18 protein-coding genes and 1 pseudogene are annotated in these 21,907 nt (G+C 68.3%); 9 read left to right on the plus strand and 10 right to left on the minus strand.

Annotated elements, in window-relative coordinates:
- Positions 1-586 (plus strand): cupin domain-containing protein (locus tag NN4_RS18990; RefSeq protein WP_222595105.1); only part of this gene is annotated, 586 nt, incomplete at its 5' end.
- Between the two features lie 4 nt (positions 587-590).
- On the opposite strand, the gene NN4_RS18995 is transcribed toward NN4_RS18990, so the two are convergent.
- Both NN4_RS18995 and NN4_RS19000 read right to left on the minus strand, forming a co-directional pair.
- Positions 591-1,634, minus strand: a complete 1,044-nt coding sequence (locus NN4_RS18995) for a PrsW family intramembrane metalloprotease (RefSeq protein WP_147132902.1) — start codon at positions 1,632-1,634, stop codon at positions 591-593.
- Positions 1,631-2,173: a hypothetical protein gene (locus tag NN4_RS19000; protein ID WP_147132905.1), complete on the minus strand. Its 543-nt coding sequence runs from the start codon at positions 2,171-2,173 to the stop codon at positions 1,631-1,633. Before NN4_RS19000 ends, NN4_RS18995 begins: the two co-directional genes overlap by 4 nt.
- A gap of 246 nt (positions 2,174-2,419) precedes the next feature.
- On the opposite strand from NN4_RS19000, the gene NN4_RS19005 reads away from it, so the two are divergent.
- The 4 genes from NN4_RS19005 to lon all read left to right on the plus strand — a co-directional run bounded on the left by NN4_RS19005 (position 2,420) and on the right by lon (position 6,525).
- Complete coding sequence (locus NN4_RS19005) at positions 2,420-2,986, plus strand: dihydrofolate reductase family protein (RefSeq protein WP_147132907.1); 567 nt, start codon at positions 2,420-2,422, stop codon at positions 2,984-2,986.
- Between the two features lie 127 nt (positions 2,987-3,113).
- Complete coding sequence (locus NN4_RS19010; RefSeq protein WP_147132910.1) at positions 3,114-3,728, plus strand: type II toxin-antitoxin system Phd/YefM family antitoxin; 615 nt, start codon at positions 3,114-3,116, stop codon at positions 3,726-3,728.
- Positions 3,729-3,732: 4 nt separating this feature from the next.
- Positions 3,733-4,002 carry a Txe/YoeB family addiction module toxin gene (locus NN4_RS19015; RefSeq protein ID WP_147132914.1) on the plus strand — a complete coding sequence of 90 codons (270 nt, stop codon included), beginning with the start codon at positions 3,733-3,735 and terminating at the stop codon, positions 4,000-4,002.
- A gap of 162 nt (positions 4,003-4,164) precedes the next feature.
- Positions 4,165-6,525: an endopeptidase La gene (gene lon, locus NN4_RS19020; protein ID WP_246180961.1), complete on the plus strand. Its 2,361-nt coding sequence runs from the start codon at positions 4,165-4,167 to the stop codon at positions 6,523-6,525.
- 63 nt (positions 6,526-6,588) lie between these two features.
- Here lon and NN4_RS46185 read toward each other — a convergent pair whose 3' ends face one another.
- From NN4_RS46185 to NN4_RS19040, 4 genes and pseudogenes are all read right to left on the minus strand, one after another.
- Positions 6,589-7,389 (minus strand): alpha/beta fold hydrolase, encoded by an 801-nt coding sequence (locus NN4_RS46185; RefSeq protein ID WP_425574265.1) that lies wholly within the window; start codon positions 7,387-7,389, stop codon positions 6,589-6,591.
- Between the two features lie 81 nt (positions 7,390-7,470).
- Positions 7,471-7,881: pseudogene (locus NN4_RS46190) on the minus strand (PaaI family thioesterase); the annotation flags it as partial.
- Between the two features lie 55 nt (positions 7,882-7,936).
- Positions 7,937-8,491, minus strand: a complete 555-nt coding sequence (locus NN4_RS19035; protein WP_147132919.1) for a TetR/AcrR family transcriptional regulator — start codon at positions 8,489-8,491, stop codon at positions 7,937-7,939.
- Between the two features lie 59 nt (positions 8,492-8,550).
- Complete coding sequence (locus NN4_RS19040) at positions 8,551-9,156, minus strand: DUF1707 SHOCT-like domain-containing protein (protein WP_147132922.1); 606 nt, start codon at positions 9,154-9,156, stop codon at positions 8,551-8,553.
- Between the two features lie 128 nt (positions 9,157-9,284).
- Between NN4_RS19040 and NN4_RS19045 the strand changes: the two genes are divergently transcribed.
- Both NN4_RS19045 and NN4_RS19050 read left to right on the plus strand, forming a co-directional pair.
- Entirely contained in the window at positions 9,285-10,355 is a 1,071-nt protein-coding gene (locus NN4_RS19045; protein WP_147132925.1) for a DNA polymerase IV, read from the plus strand.
- 66 nt (positions 10,356-10,421) lie between these two features.
- The gene (locus NN4_RS19050) at positions 10,422-11,417 is read left to right on the plus strand and encodes an oxidoreductase (protein WP_147132928.1); all 996 of its coding nucleotides are present in this window, start codon (positions 10,422-10,424) and stop codon (positions 11,415-11,417) included.
- Positions 11,418-11,486: 69 nt separating this feature from the next.
- Here NN4_RS19050 and NN4_RS19055 read toward each other — a convergent pair whose 3' ends face one another.
- A complete protein-coding gene (locus NN4_RS19055) occupies positions 11,487-12,998 on the minus strand; it encodes a DHA2 family efflux MFS transporter permease subunit (protein WP_147132931.1) in 1,512 nt (503 codons plus the stop codon).
- A 126-nt stretch (positions 12,999-13,124) separates the two neighbouring features.
- On the opposite strand from NN4_RS19055, the gene NN4_RS19060 reads away from it, so the two are divergent.
- Positions 13,125-13,841 carry a TetR/AcrR family transcriptional regulator gene (locus NN4_RS19060; RefSeq protein ID WP_147132935.1) on the plus strand — a complete coding sequence of 239 codons (717 nt, stop codon included), beginning with the start codon at positions 13,125-13,127 and terminating at the stop codon, positions 13,839-13,841.
- Positions 13,842-13,857: 16 nt separating this feature from the next.
- Here the strand turns inward: NN4_RS19060 and NN4_RS19065 are convergent, their stop codons facing one another.
- Together NN4_RS19065 and NN4_RS19070 are read right to left on the minus strand one after the other, a co-directional pair.
- Positions 13,858-14,805 (minus strand): DNA-3-methyladenine glycosylase family protein, encoded by a 948-nt coding sequence (locus NN4_RS19065; protein ID WP_147133147.1) that lies wholly within the window; start codon positions 14,803-14,805, stop codon positions 13,858-13,860.
- A gap of 362 nt (positions 14,806-15,167) precedes the next feature.
- Positions 15,168-18,038 carry an FAD-binding and (Fe-S)-binding domain-containing protein gene (locus NN4_RS19070; protein ID WP_147132938.1) on the minus strand — a complete coding sequence of 957 codons (2,871 nt, stop codon included), beginning with the start codon at positions 18,036-18,038 and terminating at the stop codon, positions 15,168-15,170.
- A 294-nt stretch (positions 18,039-18,332) separates the two neighbouring features.
- Between NN4_RS19070 and NN4_RS19075 the strand changes: the two genes are divergently transcribed.
- The gene (locus tag NN4_RS19075; RefSeq protein WP_147132941.1) at positions 18,333-20,213 is read left to right on the plus strand and encodes an ABC transporter ATP-binding protein; all 1,881 of its coding nucleotides are present in this window, start codon (positions 18,333-18,335) and stop codon (positions 20,211-20,213) included.
- Between the two features lie 143 nt (positions 20,214-20,356).
- Here the strand turns inward: NN4_RS19075 and NN4_RS19080 are convergent, their stop codons facing one another.
- Positions 20,357-21,877 (minus strand): alpha/beta hydrolase, encoded by a 1,521-nt coding sequence (locus NN4_RS19080; protein WP_147132945.1) that lies wholly within the window; start codon positions 21,875-21,877, stop codon positions 20,357-20,359.
- Positions 21,878-21,907 lie beyond the last annotated feature (30 nt).

A 21,907-nucleotide genomic window follows, 5' to 3' on the forward strand; every position in this document is an offset into this window, starting at 1 on the left:
GGGCGGGGCGGCCAGGGCCGAACGCGGCAGCGCGACCCCCGCGTCGGACGCGAATGCGAAGCTCGACACCGAGGCGCATCTGTTCCGGCTCACCTCGGCCGAGCCGAACCGATACGACGGCGGCACCTTGCGCGGCGCACACGAGGGCACCTTCCCGGTGCTGACGGGTCAGCAGGCGTCGGTGTACTACGTCGAACTGGAGATCGGCGGTCTGCGTGAGCCGCACTGGCATCCGACGGCGTGGGAGCTCAACTACATCATTTCCGGCACGGCGGACTGGACGATTCTCGGCACCCACCCCGACGGCACCTATCGCAACGACGCCTTCGAGGCGAAGCAGGGCGATCTGGTGTTCGTGCCGCAGGGCTTCTTCCACTACTTCGCCAACTCGAGCACCGAGCAACCCCTGCAGGTGCTGGTGGTCTTCAATACCAGCGCCCAGGAACCCAACGACGACATCGGCATTGTCGCCACGGTGAATTCGCTGCCGCGCGAAATATTGGCCGCCGCGTTCGGGGTGCCGGTCGCGGCATTCGGTGCAGTCCCCACCGAGGTGAAGCCGGTGGTGATCACCAAACGCACATAGTGCGTCAGGGCACGCGGATACCGGATCGCGCGCCGGTCTCCTGGACCCAGTCGAGCAGCGTGCGCTGCCGGCGCAGCAGGTTTCGACGGTTGTAGTTACCACCCAGCCGTTCCGCGTTGCGGGCTCGGCGCCTGCTCTGCCGGGAGATCAAGGTGCTGAGTTCGCCGGCCGGTGCGATCCCCCGGGTCACCGCCCAGCCCACCACCGCGCGGAACCATTGCCGTTCGGTGCGTAGCACCCAGGTGTAGACGACGGCGAAGATGAGGATGTACAGGATCGTGCGCGCCGCGATCGAGCCGACCGGGACGCTCGCCGGGCTCGGCGCGTCCCAGCCGAAATGCAGTGCGGCGCCGAGCAGATAGAACTGGACGAAGACCTGCGCGCGCCGCCTGACCGGCCAGTCCGCGCGGGCCACCGCCAGCACGATGCCGATACCCGCGAGGGCGGTGAGCATCCAGTGCGAGGTGATCCCGGTGAGCAGCCGCACGAAGCCGACCAGCATCGCGTTCGCCGGATCGTGCTGCGCCGAAAGCAATCCGGCGTTGGCCGAGTAGGTGATGTTCTCGACCACCTGGAAGCCGAGGCCGGTGCAGCCGCCGAGCAGCAGCCCATGGATCGGCCGATTCAGCAGCGGCTTGCCGAGCCACGCGACGGCGAAGACGCCGACCCCTTTGACCGCCTCCTCCACAATCGCGGCGGAGATCGGGGCCTGCCAATCCATGGCGAACGCGTCACCGGCCAGGTTCTGGATGATGCGCATGTTGTGGTCGTTGGCGAACAGGGCGATGCCCGGGCCCGCCAGCGCACCCCAAGTGAAGCCCATGACGAGCGGTGTCCTGATCCGGCGGTGCGCGCGGAGCCGATCCAAATGCAGGACCAGCCAGCCGAATACAACCAGGGTCGCCAGTGTGAACGGCAGGCCGACCAGGATGTCGCGCCAGGTCAGCGCGGCGACCGGTGCCAACTGGAGCGCCAGCCCGACCACGCCGAGCAGCGAGGTCAGGCAATACACCCACCACAGCGCTGATTTCGGCTGGAACCAGCTCATCGGCGCACCGTCAGTGAGTCGAGCACCGGGGCCAGCTCCGGCAACGCCGCGTCGTCACCGATGAGGACCAGGGTGACCGCCAGATTGTCGTTGCCGAGAATGGCGCAGACCCCCGCCTTGTCGGTGCCGCGGCAGGTCGGCCCGCTGAAGCCGTTCGGTGTCTTGACCTCGCCGCCGTCGAAGTAGGCGTCGAAACCCTGCACGCCGAGCACTTTTCGCCGCCACTCGACGGCTTCGGCGAAGTCCGTGACACCGTCGACCACACTGACCGCGAGTCGCGAACCATCCGGTGCGATGAGCACGGCGGTCGACTGGTCGCCCGTCGGTCTGCGCTGCCAGCCGCCCACCCCGCCGAAGCCGATGGTGTCCGGTTCCGTTCCCGGCGCGGTCAATTCGATCTCGCTGTCCGGTGCGACCGCGGTCTCCCGGACCGGCACGAGTGCGGCGACGACCGAGGGGACGACGAGCAGTGCCGCGACCACCGCGAGCACCAGTCCGGCCTGCTTCCAGTCGTTGCCGGTGCGGATCGGCTGGGTCATGTGCTCCCCTCGGCGTTCTCACTCGACGGCGCGCTCTAGGCGAGAAACTGCCGCCGACCAGCGGTGCAGTCGCCTCCACGGTAAGCCAGTTCGCACCGTTTCCCCGGGAACCCGGCCGTCCTGAATGCCCTGTTCGTGCGGATCCGCAGCAGACCGTAAACAATCCGTAAACCGGTTCCAGCACAGTAGAGACACACCAGCACGGCGGGTCCGGAACCGGATTCGCCCCTCGAAAGGAAGCACCTCATGCGCAAGCTCAAGCTCCAGGTCCAGACCACCGCCGACGGCTACATGGGCGGCCCGAACGGCGAAATGGACTGGATGACCTTCCCGTGGACCGACGACGTCGGCACCTACATCAAGAACGTGATGGACTCCGTCGACACCATCGTCCTCGGCCGCAACCTCGCCGAGGGTTTCATCCCGGTCTGGGCCAACCGCACCGAGGCCGACGGTGAGGACCAGGAAACCATCGACTGGATGAACAACACCCCCAAGATCGTCTTCTCCGACACCCTCACCGAATCCCCCTGGCCCAACACCATCATCGCCAGCGGTGACCTCACCAAAACCGTCACCGACCTCAAGTCCCAGCCCGGCGGCGACCTCATCGTCTACGGCGGCGCCACCCTCGCCGCCGCCCTGATCGCCGCCGAACTCATCGACGAACTCCACCTCTTCGTCAACCCCACCGCCATCGGCACCGGCCTCCCCGTCTTCGCCCCCGGCACCTACCAACCCCTCCGCACCGTCGCCGCAACCCCCTTCGACTGCGGCATCACCGCCCTCCACTACGCCCCGAAGAGCGCCTGAACGCGGGCGGAGCAGGAGAGAGCGGCGGACCCTGGCAGCAAGTTACCGGCCGCCGCTAGAAGTGGTACGACATGTTGTACGGAATTGGGTGTACGATATGTTGTACGACTTTGAAGGGTGATTGCCAATGTCAGCACTACCGATCTCGACAGTTCGTCAGGACCTATTCGGACTGGTGAAGAAGGTCAATGAAGACCACGATCAAGTGACTGTGGTCACAAAGACCGGTGAGAACGCCGTGCTCATGGCCGAGTCCGATTGGAACTCGATTATGGAGACGTTGTATGTGCTCCAGACCCACGGCGGTGCGCAACTGCTGGCCTCGGCTCGAGACGCTCGCGAAGGGCGCACGGAAGCTCATGCCCTGATCGACCCGGACGAGGAGGCGTCGGCAGAACAGTCGACTCGTGCTTTCACGCTCCGGCGCGGTGACGTGGTCTGGGTGGTCGAGCCCAAGACGTTCCGCGACGACCCCGAAACCGATGACGACGTTCCGGACAAGCTTCTCGTCGAGGGCGGGCAGCGATACGCGGTCGCGCCCGCCGCGAAGCTGTGGGCATTCGCTGAGAAGTTCTGGGGTGACAACGCCGGCCGAACCAATTCCGAAGATCGTTTCAAGCGCTTTATGGATGAGTTGGATCGCGGCGCTGCACGAGATGAATTCCTGTCGGTGTGGGTAGCCGAGCCGGACGACACAACCAAGAGCCACCGGTGCACGCATCCGCGCCGATGGAAGGCGTGATGGCGTGCCCGATCGAAAGCTGACCTTCACCGCCCAGGGGTGGCGTAGCTATTCATCCTGGCTCGCCAGGGATCGCGCGGTACTGAAGGCGGCGAACAAGATGATCAGCGCTGTGCTTGCCGATCCGTTCGCTGGGATCGGCAAGCCCGAGCCGCTGCGGCACCAGCTCGCCGGGCACTGGTCGCGACGGATCAGCCAGGAGCATCGGTTGGTCTACTACGTCAGCGATACCGAGATTGTTGTTGTGCAGGTGGGCAGTCACTACGACGACTAACTGCCTGCTCTTCGCCCACAGCGAACGATGGGAAAGTTCGGAACAAAGTGGTGGGGGGTGGGGTTGAGTTGGTATCGCTCAACTTTTGGAAGGGTCGAACACGTGACTACACCACAGAACCTGCCGGTGCTGTTCCTGACCGATCCGATCGTGCTGCCGGGCATGGTCGTGCCCATCGAACTGGACGAATCGGCGCAGGCCGCCATCGACGCCGCGCGCGCCGCCAAGACCGATGCCGTGCTGCTCGCGCCGCGGCTGACCGAGGGCTACGCCACCTATGGCGTGGTCGCCACCGTCGAACAGGTCGGCCGGATGCGCGGCGGCGCACCGGCGGCCGTGTTGAAGGCCGAACGGCGGGCCAAGATCGGGCACGGGGTGACCGGGCCGGGTGCCGCGCTGTGGGTCGAGGCGGAGCCGGTCGAGGTCCCCACCCCGGACGGCCGGACGAAAGAGCTGGCCGCCGAATACAAGAAGCTGGTCGTCTCGGTGCTGCATCGCCGCGAAGCCTGGCAGATCATCGACGCGGTCAATCAGCTGAGCGACCCGTCGGCGATCGCCGACACCGCGGGTTACGCGCCGTACCTGACCGACGATCAGAAGCGTGAACTGCTGGAAACCCCGGACGTCACCCAGCGTTTGAAGACGCTGATCGAGTGGACCAAGGACCACATCGCCGAGGCCGAGATCACCGAGAAGATCAGCGACGACGTCCGCGAGGGGTTGGAGAAGAGCCAGCGCGAGTTCCTGCTGCGCCAGCAGCTCAACGCGATCCGCAAGGAACTCGGCGAGGACGAGCCGGACGGCGCCGACGACTACCGCACCAGGGCGGAGCAGGCCGACTTGCCGGACAACGTGCGCGCCGAGGCGCTGCGCGAGGTCGGCAGGCTGGAACGCGCCAGCGATCAGAGCCCGGAATCCGGCTGGATCCGGACCTGGCTCGACACGGTGCTGGAGCTGCCGTGGACGGTGCGCACCACCGACAGCACCGACGTCTCGGCCGCCCGCGCGGTGCTGGACGCCGATCACCACGGCCTGGACGAGGTGAAGGACCGCATGGTCGAGTACCTGGCCGTGCGTTCGCGGCGGGCCGCGCGTGGGCTGGAGGTCGTCGGTGGACGCGGTTCCGGCGCGGTGCTCGCGCTGGTCGGTCCGCCCGGCGTCGGCAAGACCTCGCTCGGTGAATCCGTGGCCCGCGCGATGGGCCGCAAGTTCGTCCGGGTCGCCCTCGGCGGCGTGCGCGACGAGGCCGAGATCCGTGGCCACCGGCGCACCTATGTCGGCGCGCTGCCCGGCCGGATCGTCCGCGCCATCAAGGAGGCGGGTTCGATGAATCCCGTTGTCCTGCTGGACGAGATCGACAAGGTGGGCTCGGACTTCCGGGGTGACCCGGCGGCCGCGCTGCTCGAGGTGCTGGATCCGGCGCAGAACCACACGTTCCGCGATCACTACCTCGACCTGGATCTCGACCTGTCCGACGTGCTGTTCATCGCCACCGCCAATGTCATGGAGACCATCCCCGGCCCGCTGCTGGACCGGATGGAGCTGATCACCGTGGACGGCTACACCGAGGACGACAAGGTCGACATCGCCCGCGACTTCCTGGTGCCGAGGCAGCTGGAACGCAACGCGCTGACCACCGACGAGGTGACCGTCACAGACGCGGCGCTGCGCGAGATCGCCGCCAACTACACCCGGGAAGCCGGGGTGCGGCAGATGGAGCGGTTGATCGCCAAGGCGTTGCGCAAGGCCGCGACTCGCCTGTCCGAGGTCGGGACCGACTCGGGCACAGCCGATCTCGGCTACGACGCCGAGCTGGGCTACGACGCGCTGGTGCAGTCCGAGAGCGCGGCGAAGCAGGCGCTGACGATCGACCTGGGCGATCTGAAGGAGTACCTGGGCCGTCCGCGCTTCACCCCCGACTCGGTGGAACGCACCGCGGTGCCGGGTGTCGCGACCGGACTCGCGGTCACCGGCCTCGGCGGCGACGTCCTCTACATCGAGGCCAACGCCGCGGAGGGTGAGCGTTCGCTGACCCTGACCGGCCAGCTCGGCGACGTGATGAAGGAGTCCGCGCAGATCGCGCTGACCTACGTGCGCTCGCACCTGGAAGAGATCGGCATCGAGCCGTCGGTGCTGGATCGCAATATCCACGTGCACTTCCCGGCGGGCGCGGTGCCCAAGGACGGACCGTCGGCGGGCGTCACCATGGTCACGGCCCTGGTGTCGCTGGCGCTGGGCAGGCAGGTGCGCGCCGATGTCGGCATGACCGGTGAGGTCACGCTGAACGGGCGGGTGCTGCCGATCGGCGGCGTCAAGCAGAAGCTGCTCGCCGCGCAGCGGGCCGGCTTGAAGACGGTGTTCATCCCGGCCCGCAACGAGCCGGACCTGGACGACGTCCCGGCCGAAGTGCTTGCCGCACTGGATGTCCGCCCCGTCGGTGACGTGGCCGACATCCTGGCCTACGCCATCGAGCCGGTCGCCGAACCGGCCCTGGACGGACGGGCCTTCGCGGCCACCGCCTGACGAAGGAGCACAGGCCGGGCACCTAGGGTGCCCGGCCTTTCCTATGCCGCTGCTCTTTTCGGGTCAGCTCAGGAAGGAGATCACCGGCGGTGCCACGACTTCGGCCGGGGCACTGTGATCTTGGCCGGCCAGCACGCTGAGCTGGGCCGCGGGCAGCAGTTCGGTGAGCCGAGTCGCGGTGTGGTGGAAGAACTCCGGGCTCGCGTCACCGAGCAGCACGAGCACCGGGATCTCGACGGCTGCGACGAGATCGAGCGGGATCACGCCACCGGTGTCGGCGTTGCCCATGATGGCGAGGTCATAGGGCATGGTCGGAGCGACCGCCTGCATAGCGGGATCCTGACCGGCGAACTGGGCCGCATCCGGTGGTGCCCCTGCCGCGGTGAGGAAGATCCGGATGGCTTCGGCGGGACGATGCTGCTCGATGGCCGCCCCCACTTGCTCCGCGAGTTCGCGTGCGCTCCTTTTACTTTCGTCACTGTCGTCGCCGTAGGGCGGTTCATGCAGCACCAGACGGGTGATGGGTACTCCTGCCGCCGCGGCCCGCAGTGCGAGACCGGCCCCGGACGAATGCCCGTACACCGCCGCCTTGCCGCCCAGTTCGTCGACCAGCGCGGCCAGATCCTCGACCTCCCGGTCCGGCGCGTACGGTGCGGTGTCGCCGCTCGCGCCACGCCCGCGACGGTCGTAGTTGAGCACGGTGAACCGCTCCGCGAGCCGGGTGGCGAGGTCGTGCGTCATCGGCCGCGCGCAGAACATCCCGCTCACCACGATGACCGGCGCGCCGTGCCCGAGTCGATCGAATGCGATGCGGGTTCCGTCGGCGGACGTCACGAAATCTGTCACAGCTCTTCCCTTCGTCACCAGTGCAGACGAGACGAAGACGCCGAACTGAGCGGTGCGCGGGGCGTTATTACAGGCGTTGTCGGCGGTGAGGTCGCGCTCGACCGACCGGGTGGTGCCCTGCGCGACCGCGCACAGCACCGGCTCGGTGTCGGCATCCTCGGCGTAGATCTCGCAGCGGACCACGGCTTGGCGGCGGGTGGCGCCGGTGACGGTGGCGACGGCGCGTAGACGTTGGCCTGCGGCGGGGCGCAGGTAGGTGATGGTGAAGCCGCCGGTCAGCACGTTCGGGCCGAGGGCCGTGCCCGCGGCGAAGGTGAGCGCGTTGTCGGCCGCGTAGGACAGCACGCCGCCGTGCACGAAGCCGAACTGCTGGCCGAGTTCGGGGCGGATGGGGATCACCAGAGTGACTGTGCCGTCACCGAATTCGGCGATCTCGGTGCCGACCAGCTCGGCGAAGGGTTGCGCGGCGAGGACTTTCTTGGCGAGGTCGATATCTATGGTCGCGGTCATCAGCTGTCCTTCGTTCACGCGCCGCAGCGCGATAGTCGTTGGGGCGAAGCGGTTATCAAACGGCGCGCAATGCGAGCCACGCCGCGTCCGCGAGGTCGTCCGCGACGTCGGTCGGCGCGGCGAGCATGTCGCCGCCGAGCCACTGCCTGCTGTACTCCTGCGCCGGGCCCAACCACAGCGCGTACACCAGATCGAACGACAGATCACGCACCGCGCCGTACCCGGCGTGCGTGCGCCACCAGCGCACGACATTGCGCAGGAACTCGCGATTGCTGTCGCTCTCCCGCACCCCCGGCGGCCGGGCGGAGGTGAGAACCTTTGCCCGGTATTGATTCTCGGCCACCCAGCGCAGGTGTTCCCGTACCCCCGCCGTGATCCCCTCCCTGGCATCGGCGCTGTCGCCGACCGCCGCCCAGAAGTGCTGCTGGTAGTCGACGAGCGCGTTCGCCCAGACCTGCCGATACAGGTCCGCTTTGTCCGGGAAGTGGTGATAGAGAGCGCCGACGCTGGCGCCCGCCGCGTCGCGGATCTGGGCCAGCGTCGCCTCCAACGCCCCCTGCTCCGCGAACTGCCGCTCGGCCGCCAACAGCAACCGATCTCGAATCTTCATAACCAGAATTTAGTTCTGTTTTTCGGGCAGCGCAATGGCCGGATCGGCAATGCGCAGAGTCAGGCCGGGCGCGGCTTGCCGCGCAACCACTCCAGGAAGGAGCGGCGAGGTCGCCGCGGATACCGCGCGAGCAGCGTGCCGGAACCGACGCGACCATCGACCCGCAACAGGGGCGCGCCGGGCCGCACCGGCCCGGTGACCTTGCTGCGCACGTCACCGCTCTTGGCCCGCACCCGGTCCACGTCGACCATCCACCCGCGCGGCACGATGAGTTTGAGACCGCCGGAGCCGACGGACGCGTGCAGCACCACCTCGCGATGTGCGCAGAAGGCCTGGCTGAAGTCGATGATGATGGTGCCGGAAGTACATTCGGCGGTGATCTCGGCGGGCACGATCCACTGCCCGCCCTTCTTACGCGTCCCGCTCCCGACACTGAGCTCGATCGGCTCGCGGGTCGTGGCGGCCGCCGGCAGATCCGCCGTGACGGCCACCAGTTCCTCGGTGGTCCGCGCCGAGTAGACGGTGACGAGTCGCCGATCCAGCTCCAGCAGATCCAGTCGCCCCTCCTCGACCGCGAGTTGCAGCTGTCGAGCGGCGATCTCCCGGTCCACGTGGCCGACGCGAACCTCGGGCAGCGCGGTGGGCTCGTCCTGCGAGTCGGTCATCGGAGTGCTCCCCCTTTGGTGGTCCTCACCGAAATCGTACGACGCGCTGCCGTTCCAGACGCCGCCGTCAGCGCCCGATCGATCCGGAAGTCCGGCTGTCTGTCACCCCCGTGGGGTAAGACGGACATATGGCCAGGTGGCTGTTGCATGTCGATCTCGATCAGTTCCAGGCCGCGGTGGAGTTCCGCAGGCACCCGGAGCTGCGCGGCCTGCCGGTCATCGTCGGCGGCAACGGCGATCCCGCCGAGCCGCGCAAGGTGGTAACCTGCGCGTCCTATCCGGCGCGCGCGTTCGGCGTGCGGGCCGGGATGGCGCTGCGCAGCGCCCAGCGCAAGTGTCCGGAGGGCGTGTTCCTGCCGTTGGACATGGCCAGCTACGAGGAGGCGTCGGAGGAGGTCATGTCGCTGCTGCGGACCTTTCCCGGCCGCGTCGAGGTGTGGGGCTGGGACGAGGCGTTCCTCGCCACCGACACCGCCGATCCCGAGGCCCTTGCCCGCGAAATCCGCAGCGCCATCGAGCAATTGGAGCTGACCTGCGCGATCGGCATCGGGGACAACAAACTCACCGCCAAGCTCGCCACCGGTTTCGCCAAATCGACGGGCAAGACCGACGCCGGACCGGCCACCGACGCGGGCGCGGCCGCAGGCATCTTCCGCCTCACCGCCGCGAACTGGACCGAGGTGATGGCGCACCGCCCGACCAACGCCCTATGGGGCATCGGCACTCGGATCGCCGCCCGCCTCGCCGATCTCGGCATCCACACCGTCGCCGACCTGATGGCCGCCGACCGGCAGCGCCTCGCCGCCGAATTCGGCCCCACCACCGGCCCCTACCTCTGGGTCCTCGGTCACGGCAAAGGCGACACCGACGTCACCACCGAACCCCGGGTCCCGGTGGGCCGCAGCAAATCCGAGACCTTCCCCCGCGACCTCACCGACCCCACCGAGATCCGCGCGCAGGTGGCCCGCCTCGCCACCGAGGTGGCCGAGGAGATGGCCGAAGCGGGTCGCGTCGGCACCCGGGTCTCGGTCACCGTTCGCACCAACACCTTCTATACCCGCAGCAAGCAGGAGAAACTGCCTACGCCCACCATCGACCCCGCCGAAATCACCGACACCGCCCTGCGCATCATCGACCGCTTCCCGCTCGACCGCCCGATCCGCCTGCTCGGCGTCCGCCTCGAACTCGTCCCCGAGTAGCCGGCCCACTCCGACGCGGACGTCGGGAGCCGCGCAGACGCGGGCCGACGCTCGTATGCTCGTCGCATGGAGTTCTGGGCGATGGTGGCGCATGAATCGGACAGCGGGATCGTGCTGACCAAGCAGGAGGTCGGGGAGGATTTCCTCGGGCCCGGCGAGGTGACGATCAAGGTGCATTTCTCCAGCGCGAACTATAAGGACGGGCTGGCGATCACGCCCGGTGGCGGGGTGGTGCGCAAGTATCCGATCATCCCCGGCATCGATATCACCGGCGAGGTGGTGTCGTCCGAGGACGACGATTTCGCCCCCGGCGACCTGGTGGTGGCGCACGGTTACGACATCGGCGTCTCGCACCACGGCGGGTTCGCCGAGTACGCCAGGGTGCCCGCCGACTGGGTGGTGAAGCTCGACGGCCTGAGCCCGAGGGACGCCGCCGCGCTCGGCACCGCCGGCTTCACCGCCGGACTGAGCGTGCAGGCCTTGCTCGACCACGGCATCACCCCGGAGACGGGCGCGGTGCTGGTCACCGGCGCGACCGGCGGTGTCGGCAGCGTGAGTATCGATATCCTGTCAGGTCTCGGCTACGAGATCATCGCCTCCACCGGCAAGACCGACGCGGGCGAGCTGCTCGCCGAGATCGGCGCCAACGAGGTGATCGGCCGGCTGCCGGAGGATCCCGACGCGAAGCCGCGGCCGCTGAACAAGGCCCGCTGGGCCGCCGCGGTCGACAGTGTCGGCGGCAAGTCGCTCGCCTACGTGCTCAGCACCACCGGTTACGGCGGCGTGGTTGCGGTCAGCGGTCTGACCGGGGGCCCCGGCCTGCCCACCACGGTGCTGCCGTTCATCCTGCGCGGTGTCAGCCTGCTCGGCATCGACTCCGTCTTCCTGCCGATCGAGAAGCGCCGTGAGCTGTGGGGCCGCCTCGCGAACGAGCTGCGCCCGCAACATCTCTCGTCGCTCACCAATTTCGCGTCCATCACCGACGCCACCGAGGTGCTGCACACCATCCAGCACGGCAGCCACAGCGGCCGCACCGTCTTCAACGTACTCGGCGAATTCTGAACGGATAGAAAGCAATCCATGCGAAAAGACCGGCTCGACGAGTAATCGAGCCGGTCTTTCCCGTTCGGGCTAATCGACGAGTGCGACCTTGTCCAACGCCTCCACCGTCGCGTTCTTCTTGTTGCGCATGACCACCAGGGCAACCACCGCGCCGGCCAGGATGCCCACGCCACCGGCGAGGAAGCTGACCGACATGGCGTCGGTGAACGCCTCCCGCGCGGTGCCGAACAAGGCGGTGTCGCCGGTGCGTGCGGCCAGCGCCAGCGCGTCACCGATCGAATGCCGGGCGGCCGCGGGCGCCGAGTCCGGCATGCCGCTGGTGTAGGTGCTGGACAGGATGCTGCCGAGCACCGCGATGCCGAGCGCGGCGCCCGCCTGCTGAATGGTGTCGTTCAGCGCGGACCCGACCCCCGCCTGCTCCCGTGGCACCGCGCCCATCAGGGCGGCGATGGCCGCGGGCTGCGCCAGTCCCGCACCGGCGCCGAGGATTACCAGCGCCAGTGCGAGCATGCCGAAACCGCTGTCCGCGGCCAGACCGGCCAGCAGGCCGAGACCGACGGCCGAGACGAGCATGCCGGTGACGGCGAGTGTCCGGTTGCCGACCTTGTTGCCCAGACTCGCGCCGAGTCCGTTGAACGCGATGGAGGCCACCATCATCGGAATGAACGCCAGCCCCGCCTTGGTCGGCGAGTAACCGAGCACGAACTGCAGGTACTGGGTGAGCGCGAGCAGCAGACCACCGTTGGCGACCTGGACCAGGGTCAGCGACAGGCTGCCGCCGGTGAAGTCACGGTTGCGGAAGAGGTCGAGCGGCACCATCGGGTGTTCGACGCGCTTCTCCCACACGATGAACGCGACCAGACTGACGATCGCGATGGTCAGCGTGCTCAGCGTGGACGCGTGATCGAAACCGCCCTTGGGGAATTCGATGATGGTCCACACCAGCGCCGTCATGCCGACCATGGACAGCACCGCACCGGGCACGTCGGGCGCGGTCCACGGCCCCTTGGACTCCGGCATCAGCATCACCGCGGCGACGATGGCCACGATCGCGACCGGAATATTGATCAAAAACGCGGCGCCCCACCAGAAGTGCGCGATCAGCACGCCGCCGAGCACCGGCCCGCCGACCAGTCCGAGCACCGAGGCGGCGCTCCAGAAACTCATCGCCTTGCGCCGCTCCTCATCGTCGAACACGGTGATCAGGATCGACAGTGTGCTCGGAAGTACCAGTGCGCCACCGACGCCCATCACGGTGCGGGCCACGATCAGCTCGATCGGGCTCGACGCCAGCGTCGCGCCGAGTGAGGCCAGTCCGAACAAGGCCAGGCCGATGATCATCACCCGGCGCCTGCCGAACCGGTCGGCCAGGCTGCCCGAGGTGAGCAGCAGACCGGCGAAAACCAGAATGTAGGAATCCAGGATCCACTGGATGTCCTGGGCGCTGGCGTTCAGGTCCTCGGCCAGCGGCGGCACCGCCACGGCCAGCACGAAGTTGTCGATGACCAGGACCAGCGTGCTGAGGCACAGCACGATCAGAATCCACCAGCGCTTCGGATTGCGGGTCTCGATCGGATTCATCGGAAGCTCTCTTCTCACGGCGTTGCGTACAACGTTCTGCTGTTGCGAACAATGTACGCATACGGTTCGGACGTTCGCAAGTGCGAACATCGTGCGCTACGCTGTGGGTAACTGGAAGGAGTCGACGTGGCCGTCGAGAAACAGCAGGTCGGATCTGTGTGGACTCGTCCACGCAAGGGCAGGGAGCAGCCGGCGCTGACCAGGGAACAGATCGTGGCCGAGGCCGTCGCCCTGCTGGACGCCGAGGGCATGGAGGCGCTCACCATGCGTCAGCTCGGGGCCCGGCTGAACGCGGGCGCCACCTCGCTGTACCGGCACGTCGCCAATCGCGACGAGCTCATCGAGCTGGTCGTCGATGAGGTGTACGGCGAGATCAGGGTGCCCGAGCTCGCCGACCCGACGGCGTGGCGCGCGGCCACCGAGGAGTGCGCGCAAAGCCTGCGCGGGATGATCCTGCGGCATCCGTGGATGGCGTCGACGCTGGGCCAGGTGGGGCTGTCCTACCTCGGCCCGAACGTCATGCGGCTCAACGACGGCCTGGTCGGCCTGTTCGAGGCGGGCGGATTTCCGTCGGCGGAGACCGACGAGGCGCTCAGTGCGGTGATGAGCTACGTCGTCGGAATGGGCATCAGCGAGGCGGCCTGGCTGGCGCTACTCGTCCGCTCCGGGCAGACGGAGCAGGAGTTCGTCGCCGCGCTGCGACCCGCGGCCGAGGCGGCGGCCAGGAACTATCCGAGGGCGCAGCAGGAGAATTGGGACGCCGACCCGAGTGAGCGCCGCGACCGGAAGTTCCGCTACGGCCTGGACCGCCTGCTGGACGGGCTCGACGCCCGCCGGGGCTGACGCGAGGCCGACGCGCTCAGTGCCAGGTGTGATCGGTGAGCGGCGTGCGCGGTCCGAACTTCGGCTTGTGCGCCTGACCGCTGATCTCCAGCAGCCGGACCGCCCGATACCGGTGCGGCCGAAGCGGTGCCAGGTATTCGACCATCGTGTCGTCGTCGATCGGGTGGCCCAGCAAGGTCCAGCCGATGATGGCCGCGAGGTGGAAATCGCCGACCGACAACGCGTCCGCGTCACCGAACGCGCGCTGCGCGGTCTCGGCGGCGGTCCACTCGCCGATCCCGGCGATCGTCCGGAGCCTGCGGGCGGCCTCGGCCGGGTCGACACCCGCCGCCCGTTCCAGCGAGCTCGCCACCCGCGCGGCCCGCACGATCGTCTGCGCGCGCTGCGGACCGACATTGGCGCGATGGAAGGCCCAGGACGGCACCCGCCGCCAGGTATCGGCATCGGGTGGCAGCCGCAGGCCCTCCGGCGCCGGTCCCGGGGCCGGATCACCGAACTGCCGCACCAGCTTTCGCCACGAACCGCGCGCCGAGATGGTGTGTACTTTCTGCTCGAGCACCGCGGGCACCAGCGCCTCGAGCACCAGACCGGTGCGCAACATCCGCAAACCGGGGAACCGGCGATGCGCCTCGACCAGCTTCGGATGGTCCGGGACGAAGCCGTCCAGGTCCTCGTCCAGGCACAGCATGTGGTCGAGTCCGTCGAGGAACTCCTCGGCACCGGGCCCCCAGGCGTTGCCCTTTACCGCGCACGGCCCGGCCTGGGTCAGCCGGTAGGTGACCGGGCCCGACGACATGCGGGAGGCGTGCCAGTGCGCGCCGTCGCGGGTGGTCTGGTGGCACGGATCGCCCGCGCCGCGGCGCAGCGGCGCGATCGTGCACGCCAGGTCGATCGGGCGGTCGGACGTCACGGTTCTGGTCAGACCGGTCGGATCACCTACCGGCTCGACCATCGCGCTACGCATCGGCTCATTCTGCCCGATGGCACCCGCGTGGAATGCGGCCAGTCCGTGATCGGTCGAGAAGGTCTTCGCGGACAACGGAATTCACCGCTATTCGATACCGAATGCGTATGACCGCAGGTCCCCGGTATTTTGTAACACGAAGAATGGACGTGGCGATATTGGTTCCGATCGGCAAACAGCTGGCAGTCGCCACATGGAGGTATCGAATGATCACCAACTTGCTCAACTGGTTGCTCGCCGCCTGGGGCGGTGTTTCCGCAGGTAGTTCGGGTTATCAGATTCCGCCCGGCACCCTGCCTTTCGGCAGCTGACCTGTTGCGCGCACTCGCCGTGACCACGCGTCCGGCGAGTGCGCGAAAGTCTCACTGCTCCAACAGGAATTGGGCCAGATGGCGGCTCGATCGACCTGCCAATTGCGCCGCCTGAGTACGGCAGGAGAAGCCGTCCGCCAGGAGAACGGCGGCCTCCTCGGCGGCCCGCAGCGCGGGCAGCAGACCGTGCTCGGCCACCGCAACCGAAATGTCGTAATGGTCGCGCTGCATTCCGAAGTTTCCCGCGAGTCCGCAACATCCGGTGACCTCAGTCACATTCATTCCCATTGTGGTTAACAACTGGCGATCGGCCGTGAAGCCGAGGATCGCATGATGGTGACAATGCGGCTGAACCACCACAGATCGTCCGGGCAATTGCGGTGGCCGCCAGTTCGGTTGTTCGCTCAGGAACTCCGCGAGCGTGCGCACGGCCCGCGCCGTGGCCACCGCGCGCGGATCCTCCGGTAGCAGTTCGGGCAGATCCGACCGCAGCACCGCGGTACAGGACGGTTCCAGTCCGACCACGATGCCGCCGGCGCGCACGTGCGCGTCCAGCGCGTCCAGCGTGCCGCGCAGCCGCGCGCGGGCACCGTCGAGCTGACCGGTGCTGATCCAGGTGAGTCCGCAGCACACGCGGCGGGCGGGGATGCGCACCCGGTAGCCGAGCGACTGCACCAATTGTGCTGCGGCCAGCGCTATCTCGGGGTCGAAGGCATCGGTGAAGGTGTCGATCCACAGCATCACCTCGGGCCGCTCCCCCTCGGCTTGTGGTCCGTCGACCAGGCTCCCCGTCTCGACCGCCGTGACGTTCCCTTGGATCTCCTCCGCTCGACTTACCGACACCGCGGGCGGGATTACGCCGCCGAGGTCACGCCAGATGTGCCGAAAGCTGCGATCCGCCAGTCGCGGTACCTCGCGGCGCGAGTCGATCCCCGCCGCGCGCAACCCGATTCGGCGCAGCACCGAGACATTCGCCAATGCGTTGGCAGCGCGCGGCAGCTTGGTCGCCACCGCGAGCCAGCGCGGCAGCCAGCCCAGCGAGTAGTGATCGAGCGGTCGCGGGCGGTGCCGGTATCGGCGATACAGTGCCTCAGCTTTATAGGTGGCGACATCGACACCGGCCGGGCAGTCGGATCGACATGCTTTGCAGGACAAACACAGATCGAGCGACTCCGCGACGGCATCCGACGACCACGGCAGCGCGCCGCGGACCGCCTCCTGCAGCACTCGGGCGCGGCCGCGGGTGCTGTCCTTCTCGTCCTTGGTGGCCAAATAGGACGGGCACATGAAACCCCCGGCGGCGCTGGTATCAGCACGACACTTGCCGACACCGACACAGCGGTGCACCGCCGTACTCAAGTCGCCGTGGTCGTGCGGGAAGGCGAAACCGCCCGCCGCAGGTAGCAGCGGCAGCCCGGTCAGTCGCAGGTCGGCGTCGACCGGTCGCGGTTCGACGAGCACCCCGGGATTCAGCACTGCGTGGGGATCGAAAAGCGCCTTGTAACCGGCGAATACGTCGAGCACCGGCCGGGAGTACATGAGCGCGAGCAACTCCGAGCGGGCCCGCCCGTCCCCGTGCTCACCGGAGAGCGAACCACCATGCCGCACAACCAGTTCCGCCGCGTCGAACAGGAAGCGCCGAAACCGTTGCGGCGCATCGGCGATCGGGAGATCGAGCCGTACGTGGATACAGCCGTCACCGATGTGGCCGTACAGCAAGCCGTCCACGCCGTGCGCGCGCGTCAAATCGGCGAAATCGCGCAGATAGGCGCCGAGCCGCTCCGGCGGCACCGCCGCGTCCTCCCAGCCCGGCCAGGCCGGCTGCCCGTCCGGCGTGCGACCGGCCAGGCCCGCGCCGTCCGCGCGGATATGCCAGAGTGCCGCCGCGGCAGCGGGCTCGGTGACAATGCGGGAGTCCAGCGCGTCGGCCGACCGGCGCAGCTGTTCGGCGCCTGCCAAAGCCTCGGCGGGTGTGTCGCCGGTGGTCTCCACGAACAGCCAGCCACCGCCGCGTGGCAGTTCGGGCACGGTGCCGCGATGGGCACGGACCGTATCGACCAGCCGGGCGTCGATGCCCTCGACCGCAGTGGGCTTGCACGCCATCACCGCGGCGACATCGTCAGCGGCGGTGGCGATGTCGGGGTAGCCGAGCACAGTCAGTACCGCGGCCTTCGGGAGCGGAACCAGGTCGACGGTCGCGTCGAGCAGCAACCCGCAGGTGCCCTCGGACCCGACGAACGCCTTCGCCACCGCCGAACCACGTTCGGGCAGTAGATGTTCCAGTCCGTAGCCGGAGGCTTGGCGTTCGAAACGACCCAGGTCGGTGCGCAGCACCGCGAGATGCGCCCGGGTGAACTCGGCGAGACCCGGCAGCACCGACAGGTCGTGCGCGAGGGTTCGCTCGACGCCCGTCCCGTCGAGAATCCGCAGTTCCCGCACCGTGTCCGAGGTGCGACCCCAGGCGACCGCGCGCGGGCCGCAGGCATTGTTGCCGATCATGCCGCCGAGGGTGCAGCGGTTCTGCGTCGACGGATCCGGGCCGAACCGCAGCCCGTGCGGCCGGGCCGCGCGCTGCAATTCCGACAGCACCACACCGGGTTGCACCCGAGCCACCAGCGCCTGCGGATCCAATTCCAGGATGCGGTTCATGTGCCTGCTGAAGTCGAGCACCAGCCCCGGCCCGATCGCGTTGCCCGCGACCGAGGTCCCACCGCCACGCGCGGTCACCGACAGTCCGTTGTCCCTGGCGAATTCCAATGTGACGGCCACATCCTGGTCCGTGCGCGGAAAAACAACCGCCCGTGGCGGCACCCGATAGTTGGAGGCATCCGACGAATACTCCGCCCGTCGGCGTTCGGACGCGTCGACCTCACCGCTGAGCTTGCTGCCCAGCGCCGCCACCACCCGGTCCTTGGTCACCACGCCAGCCTAAGCGCGGCTCGATCCCAGGCTGCTTTGGAATGGCCAGCGGTTCGCGGTCCTGAATGCCGGTCGGCGAAACGGTACGAGATCGCCCGGAAGTTTCGCTGTGCGCGGAATCGGAATCCGGCGGCAACGACTTGCTCTGAACCTTTGTTGAGGTCTTAGTGTCGGTGCCGACGGCTTTGATGGGTGGGGAGCGAGAGGACAGTGCAACGTGAGCGAGCGACAGCGAGCGAACCAAGGACACAGCGTGCTGATGCGCGCGACGGAGCCGAGCGCTAGCGAGGTGGAGTCGTGAGTATCGAATCGGTGGCCTGGAGCCAGATGTACCGGCAGGCCAACGCGCCCAAGGAGCAACGGCCGTTCAGCATGGCCACCGCGCGGCGCATTCTCCGCTTCGCCGCGCCACACCGGCGCCGGATCGGCGTGTTCCTACTGTTCAGCGTGGTATCCGCGCTCCTGGCGGTGGCGACGCCGGTGCTGGCCGGGCGGGTGGTCAACAACATTGTCAGCGGTGCGGCCCCACGGATCGTGGTCACACTCGCACTGATCATCGGCGTGCTCGCGGTCTTCGACGCCGCGCTCGGCGTGGTCATCCGCTGGTTATCCTCGCGCATCGGTGAGGGCTTGATCCTGGATCTGCGCACCGCGGTCTTCGATCACGTGCAGAAGATGCCGATCGCCTTCTTCACCAGGACTCGGACCGGCGCGCTGGTCAGCCGGTTGAACAACGACGTGATCGGCGCGCAGCGCGCGTTCAGCGACACCCTGTCCGGCGTGGTCGCCAACCTGGTCACCCTCGCGCTCACCCTCGCCGTGATGCTCAGCATCTCCTGGCAGATCACCTTGCTCGCCCTGCTCCTGCTGCCGGTGTTCGTGCTGCCGGCCCGGCGGATGGGCAACCGGCTCGCCGACATGCAGCGCGAGGCCGCCAAACTCAACGCCGCGATGAGCACCCAGATGACCGAGCGGTTCTCCGCGCCCGGTGCGACGCTGGTGAAACTCTTCGGCCGTCCGCACCAGGAATCCGTCGAGTTCGAGCTGCGCGCCCGCCGGGTGCGCGATATCGGCGTGCGGACCTCGATGCTGCAGACCGTCTTCGTCACCTCACTCACCCTGGTGTCGGCGCTGGCGATCGCGCTGGTTTACGGACTCGGCGGCTGGTACGCCCTGCGCGGTCAGCTGGACGCGGGGGCTGTTGTCGCCCTGTCGCTGCTGCTGACCAGGCTCTACACCCCGCTGACCGCGCTGGCCAGTGCCCGGATGGAGATCATGGCCGCGCTGGTGAGCTTCGAGCGGGTCTTCGAGGTGCTGGACCTGAAGCCGCTGATCGAGGACGCCCCGGGCGCGGTGCCGGTGCCGGAGGGGCCGGTCGCGGTCGAGCTGGACGACGTGACGTTCGGCTATCCGTCCGCCGACAAGGTGTCGCTGGCCTCGCTGGAGGACGTCGCGACCTTGGACACCCGCGGCGGTGTCGACGTGCTGCACAACGTGTCGCTGCGGGCCGATCCCGGCCAGCTCATCGCGTTGGTCGGTTCGTCGGGTGCCGGCAAATCCACGGTGGCGCAGCTGGTTTCCCGGCTGTACGACGTGGACAGCGGCGCGGTGCGACTCAACGGCACCGACGTGCGCGAGCTGACCATCGAGTCGATCAGGGCGGCGGTCGGCTTGGTCACCCAGGACGGGCACCTGTTCCACGACACCATCCGCGCGAACCTGCTGCTCGCCCGGCCGGAGGCGCAGGAGCCGGAGCTCTGGGACGCGTTGCAGCGCGCCAGGTTACGCGACCTGGTCGAGTCGCTGTCGGACGGTTTGGACACCGTCGTCGGCGAGCGCGGCTACCGCCTGTCCGGCGGTGAGCGCCAGCGTCTCACCATCGCACGTCTGCTGCTCAAGCAGCCGCGCGTGGTGATTCTGGACGAGGCGACGGCCTCGCTGGACTCGACCTCGGAAGCCGCGGTGCAGGAAGCGCTGTCCGAAGCACTGGCCGGCCGGACCGCCCTGGTGATCGCGCACCGACTGTCCACGATCCGCGCGGCCGATCAGATCCTGGTGATGGAGGACGGTCGGATCGTGGAGCGCGGCACGCACACCCAACTGCTGGCCGCCGACGGACGCTACGCCGAGCTGTACCGCACCCAGTTCGCCGACGACCCGGCGACCGTCGCCGCCTGATCGTCACCCGCCCCGGATGACGAGATCGGCTCAGGCCACGCGGGCCTCGACCCGGGCGGCCTGAGCCGATCTCGGTGCACCGTACGGACGATTGCGGCTGGGCCCGATGCCGGTGCTCCGACCGGTGCGCGCTGATCGGGCTGCTACTGGGGTGCCGCGTCGGCGTAGCAGGTCGTGTCCTCGGCGGGCAGCGTACCCGTGCCGAAGTAGGTGTTGATCGCGTCGTTCACACAGGTACTCAGCTTCGGCCGAAAGGTCATGTGAATGCGCACATCCTGCAGGGTGACCAACCGCGACCCGGCCATGTCCTGATGCAACTGGACGGCATGCGCGTACGGAGTGCGCGGATCGCCGGTGGAGTTCACGATGAGCGCGGGCACCGCGTTGCGCACGACGGTCGGGGGCTCCACCGGCCCCGGCCAGAACGCGCACGGTTGAATATTGCTCGCCATCGCCCCGAACACCGGCTGATCGGCCCTGGTCTGCTCGATATTGCGCCAGTACCAGCCCGGATCGCGGGGCGCCCCGGCGTCACCACAGGCGATCTGCGCCAACGTCGAATTCTCGCCGTCCCGCAACGCGGTCACAATCGCCTTCAGCCGAGGCGATTTCGCCGTAGTCGGCGGCCCGCCCGCGGCATCGGCGAGTTCTCGGAGGGTGTCGGCGAGCGCCGCGTTCAGCCGGAAGTTCATCAGCATCCCGTGCAGGACGAACGGCAGCCAGTGATCGTCGACCGCGAAGCCGTCGACGACGATCGGTTGCCGCGCCACGGTCCGCACCAGCCCCTCGACTGTGCCGCGGACTTGCTGCGGCGTTGCGCCGAAGTGATAGGTGTCGTCCTGGGTAGCCGCCCAGGTTGCCCAATCGTCCAGCGCGAGCTCGTCGGCCGGTCCCCAATCCTGCACCAGCCCTTCCCAATACCGGTCCGGATCGATCGCACTGTCCAGCACGATCCGCCCGCTGCGGTCCGGGAACATCTGGGTGAACACCGCACCGAGATAGGTGCCGTACGACAACCCGAAGTAGTCGACCGTCTGCTCGCCCAGCGCGCCGCGCACGATGTCGATATCCCGGGCGGTATTGCGGGTGGTGAATTGCCGCATCATCTCCGGGTCGTGGATCAGGCAGCCCGCGGCCATGCCCGCCGACTGCACCGTGTCGTGCACGAAGCCGAGCGGATCCAGACCCGCCGAGCGGATCATCTCGCCGACCGGCCAGCCGCAGCGCGGACTCCGCCCCGACTCGCCGACCCCGCGCGGGTCCATCCCGATCAGGTCGTGCGTCGCGAGGACGTCCGGCGTCAGTACGTCGCCGAGCAGATCAACACTGTCCAGTCCCTCGCCGCCGGGCCCGCCCGGGTTGGCCAGCAGGATCCCTTGGCGGCGAGCCGGATCCGTGGCCGGGACCCGGGAGATCGCCACGGTCATGGTCCGGCCGTCGAGCCGTCCGTAGTCGAGCGGCACCAGGACGTCGGCGCACTCCCCGCCCGCCTTGTCCAGATTCTCGAGCTCGCACGGGTGCCATTGCAACTGCTGGCGATAGAACCGTTCCAGGCCGACCGGCTGCGCGTCACCCCCGGGCGCGGCATTGCTGTTGACCGGCACGGCGGCGAGCACCGACACCGCCACCACCGCCACCGAACGCCGGAACAACCGCACCAACACCAGACTCGCCTCTCACACGATCACAATCCT

The organism is Nocardia ninae NBRC 108245 (assembly GCF_007990755.1).
Taxonomy (GTDB): domain Bacteria; phylum Actinomycetota; class Actinomycetes; order Mycobacteriales; family Mycobacteriaceae; genus Nocardia; species Nocardia ninae.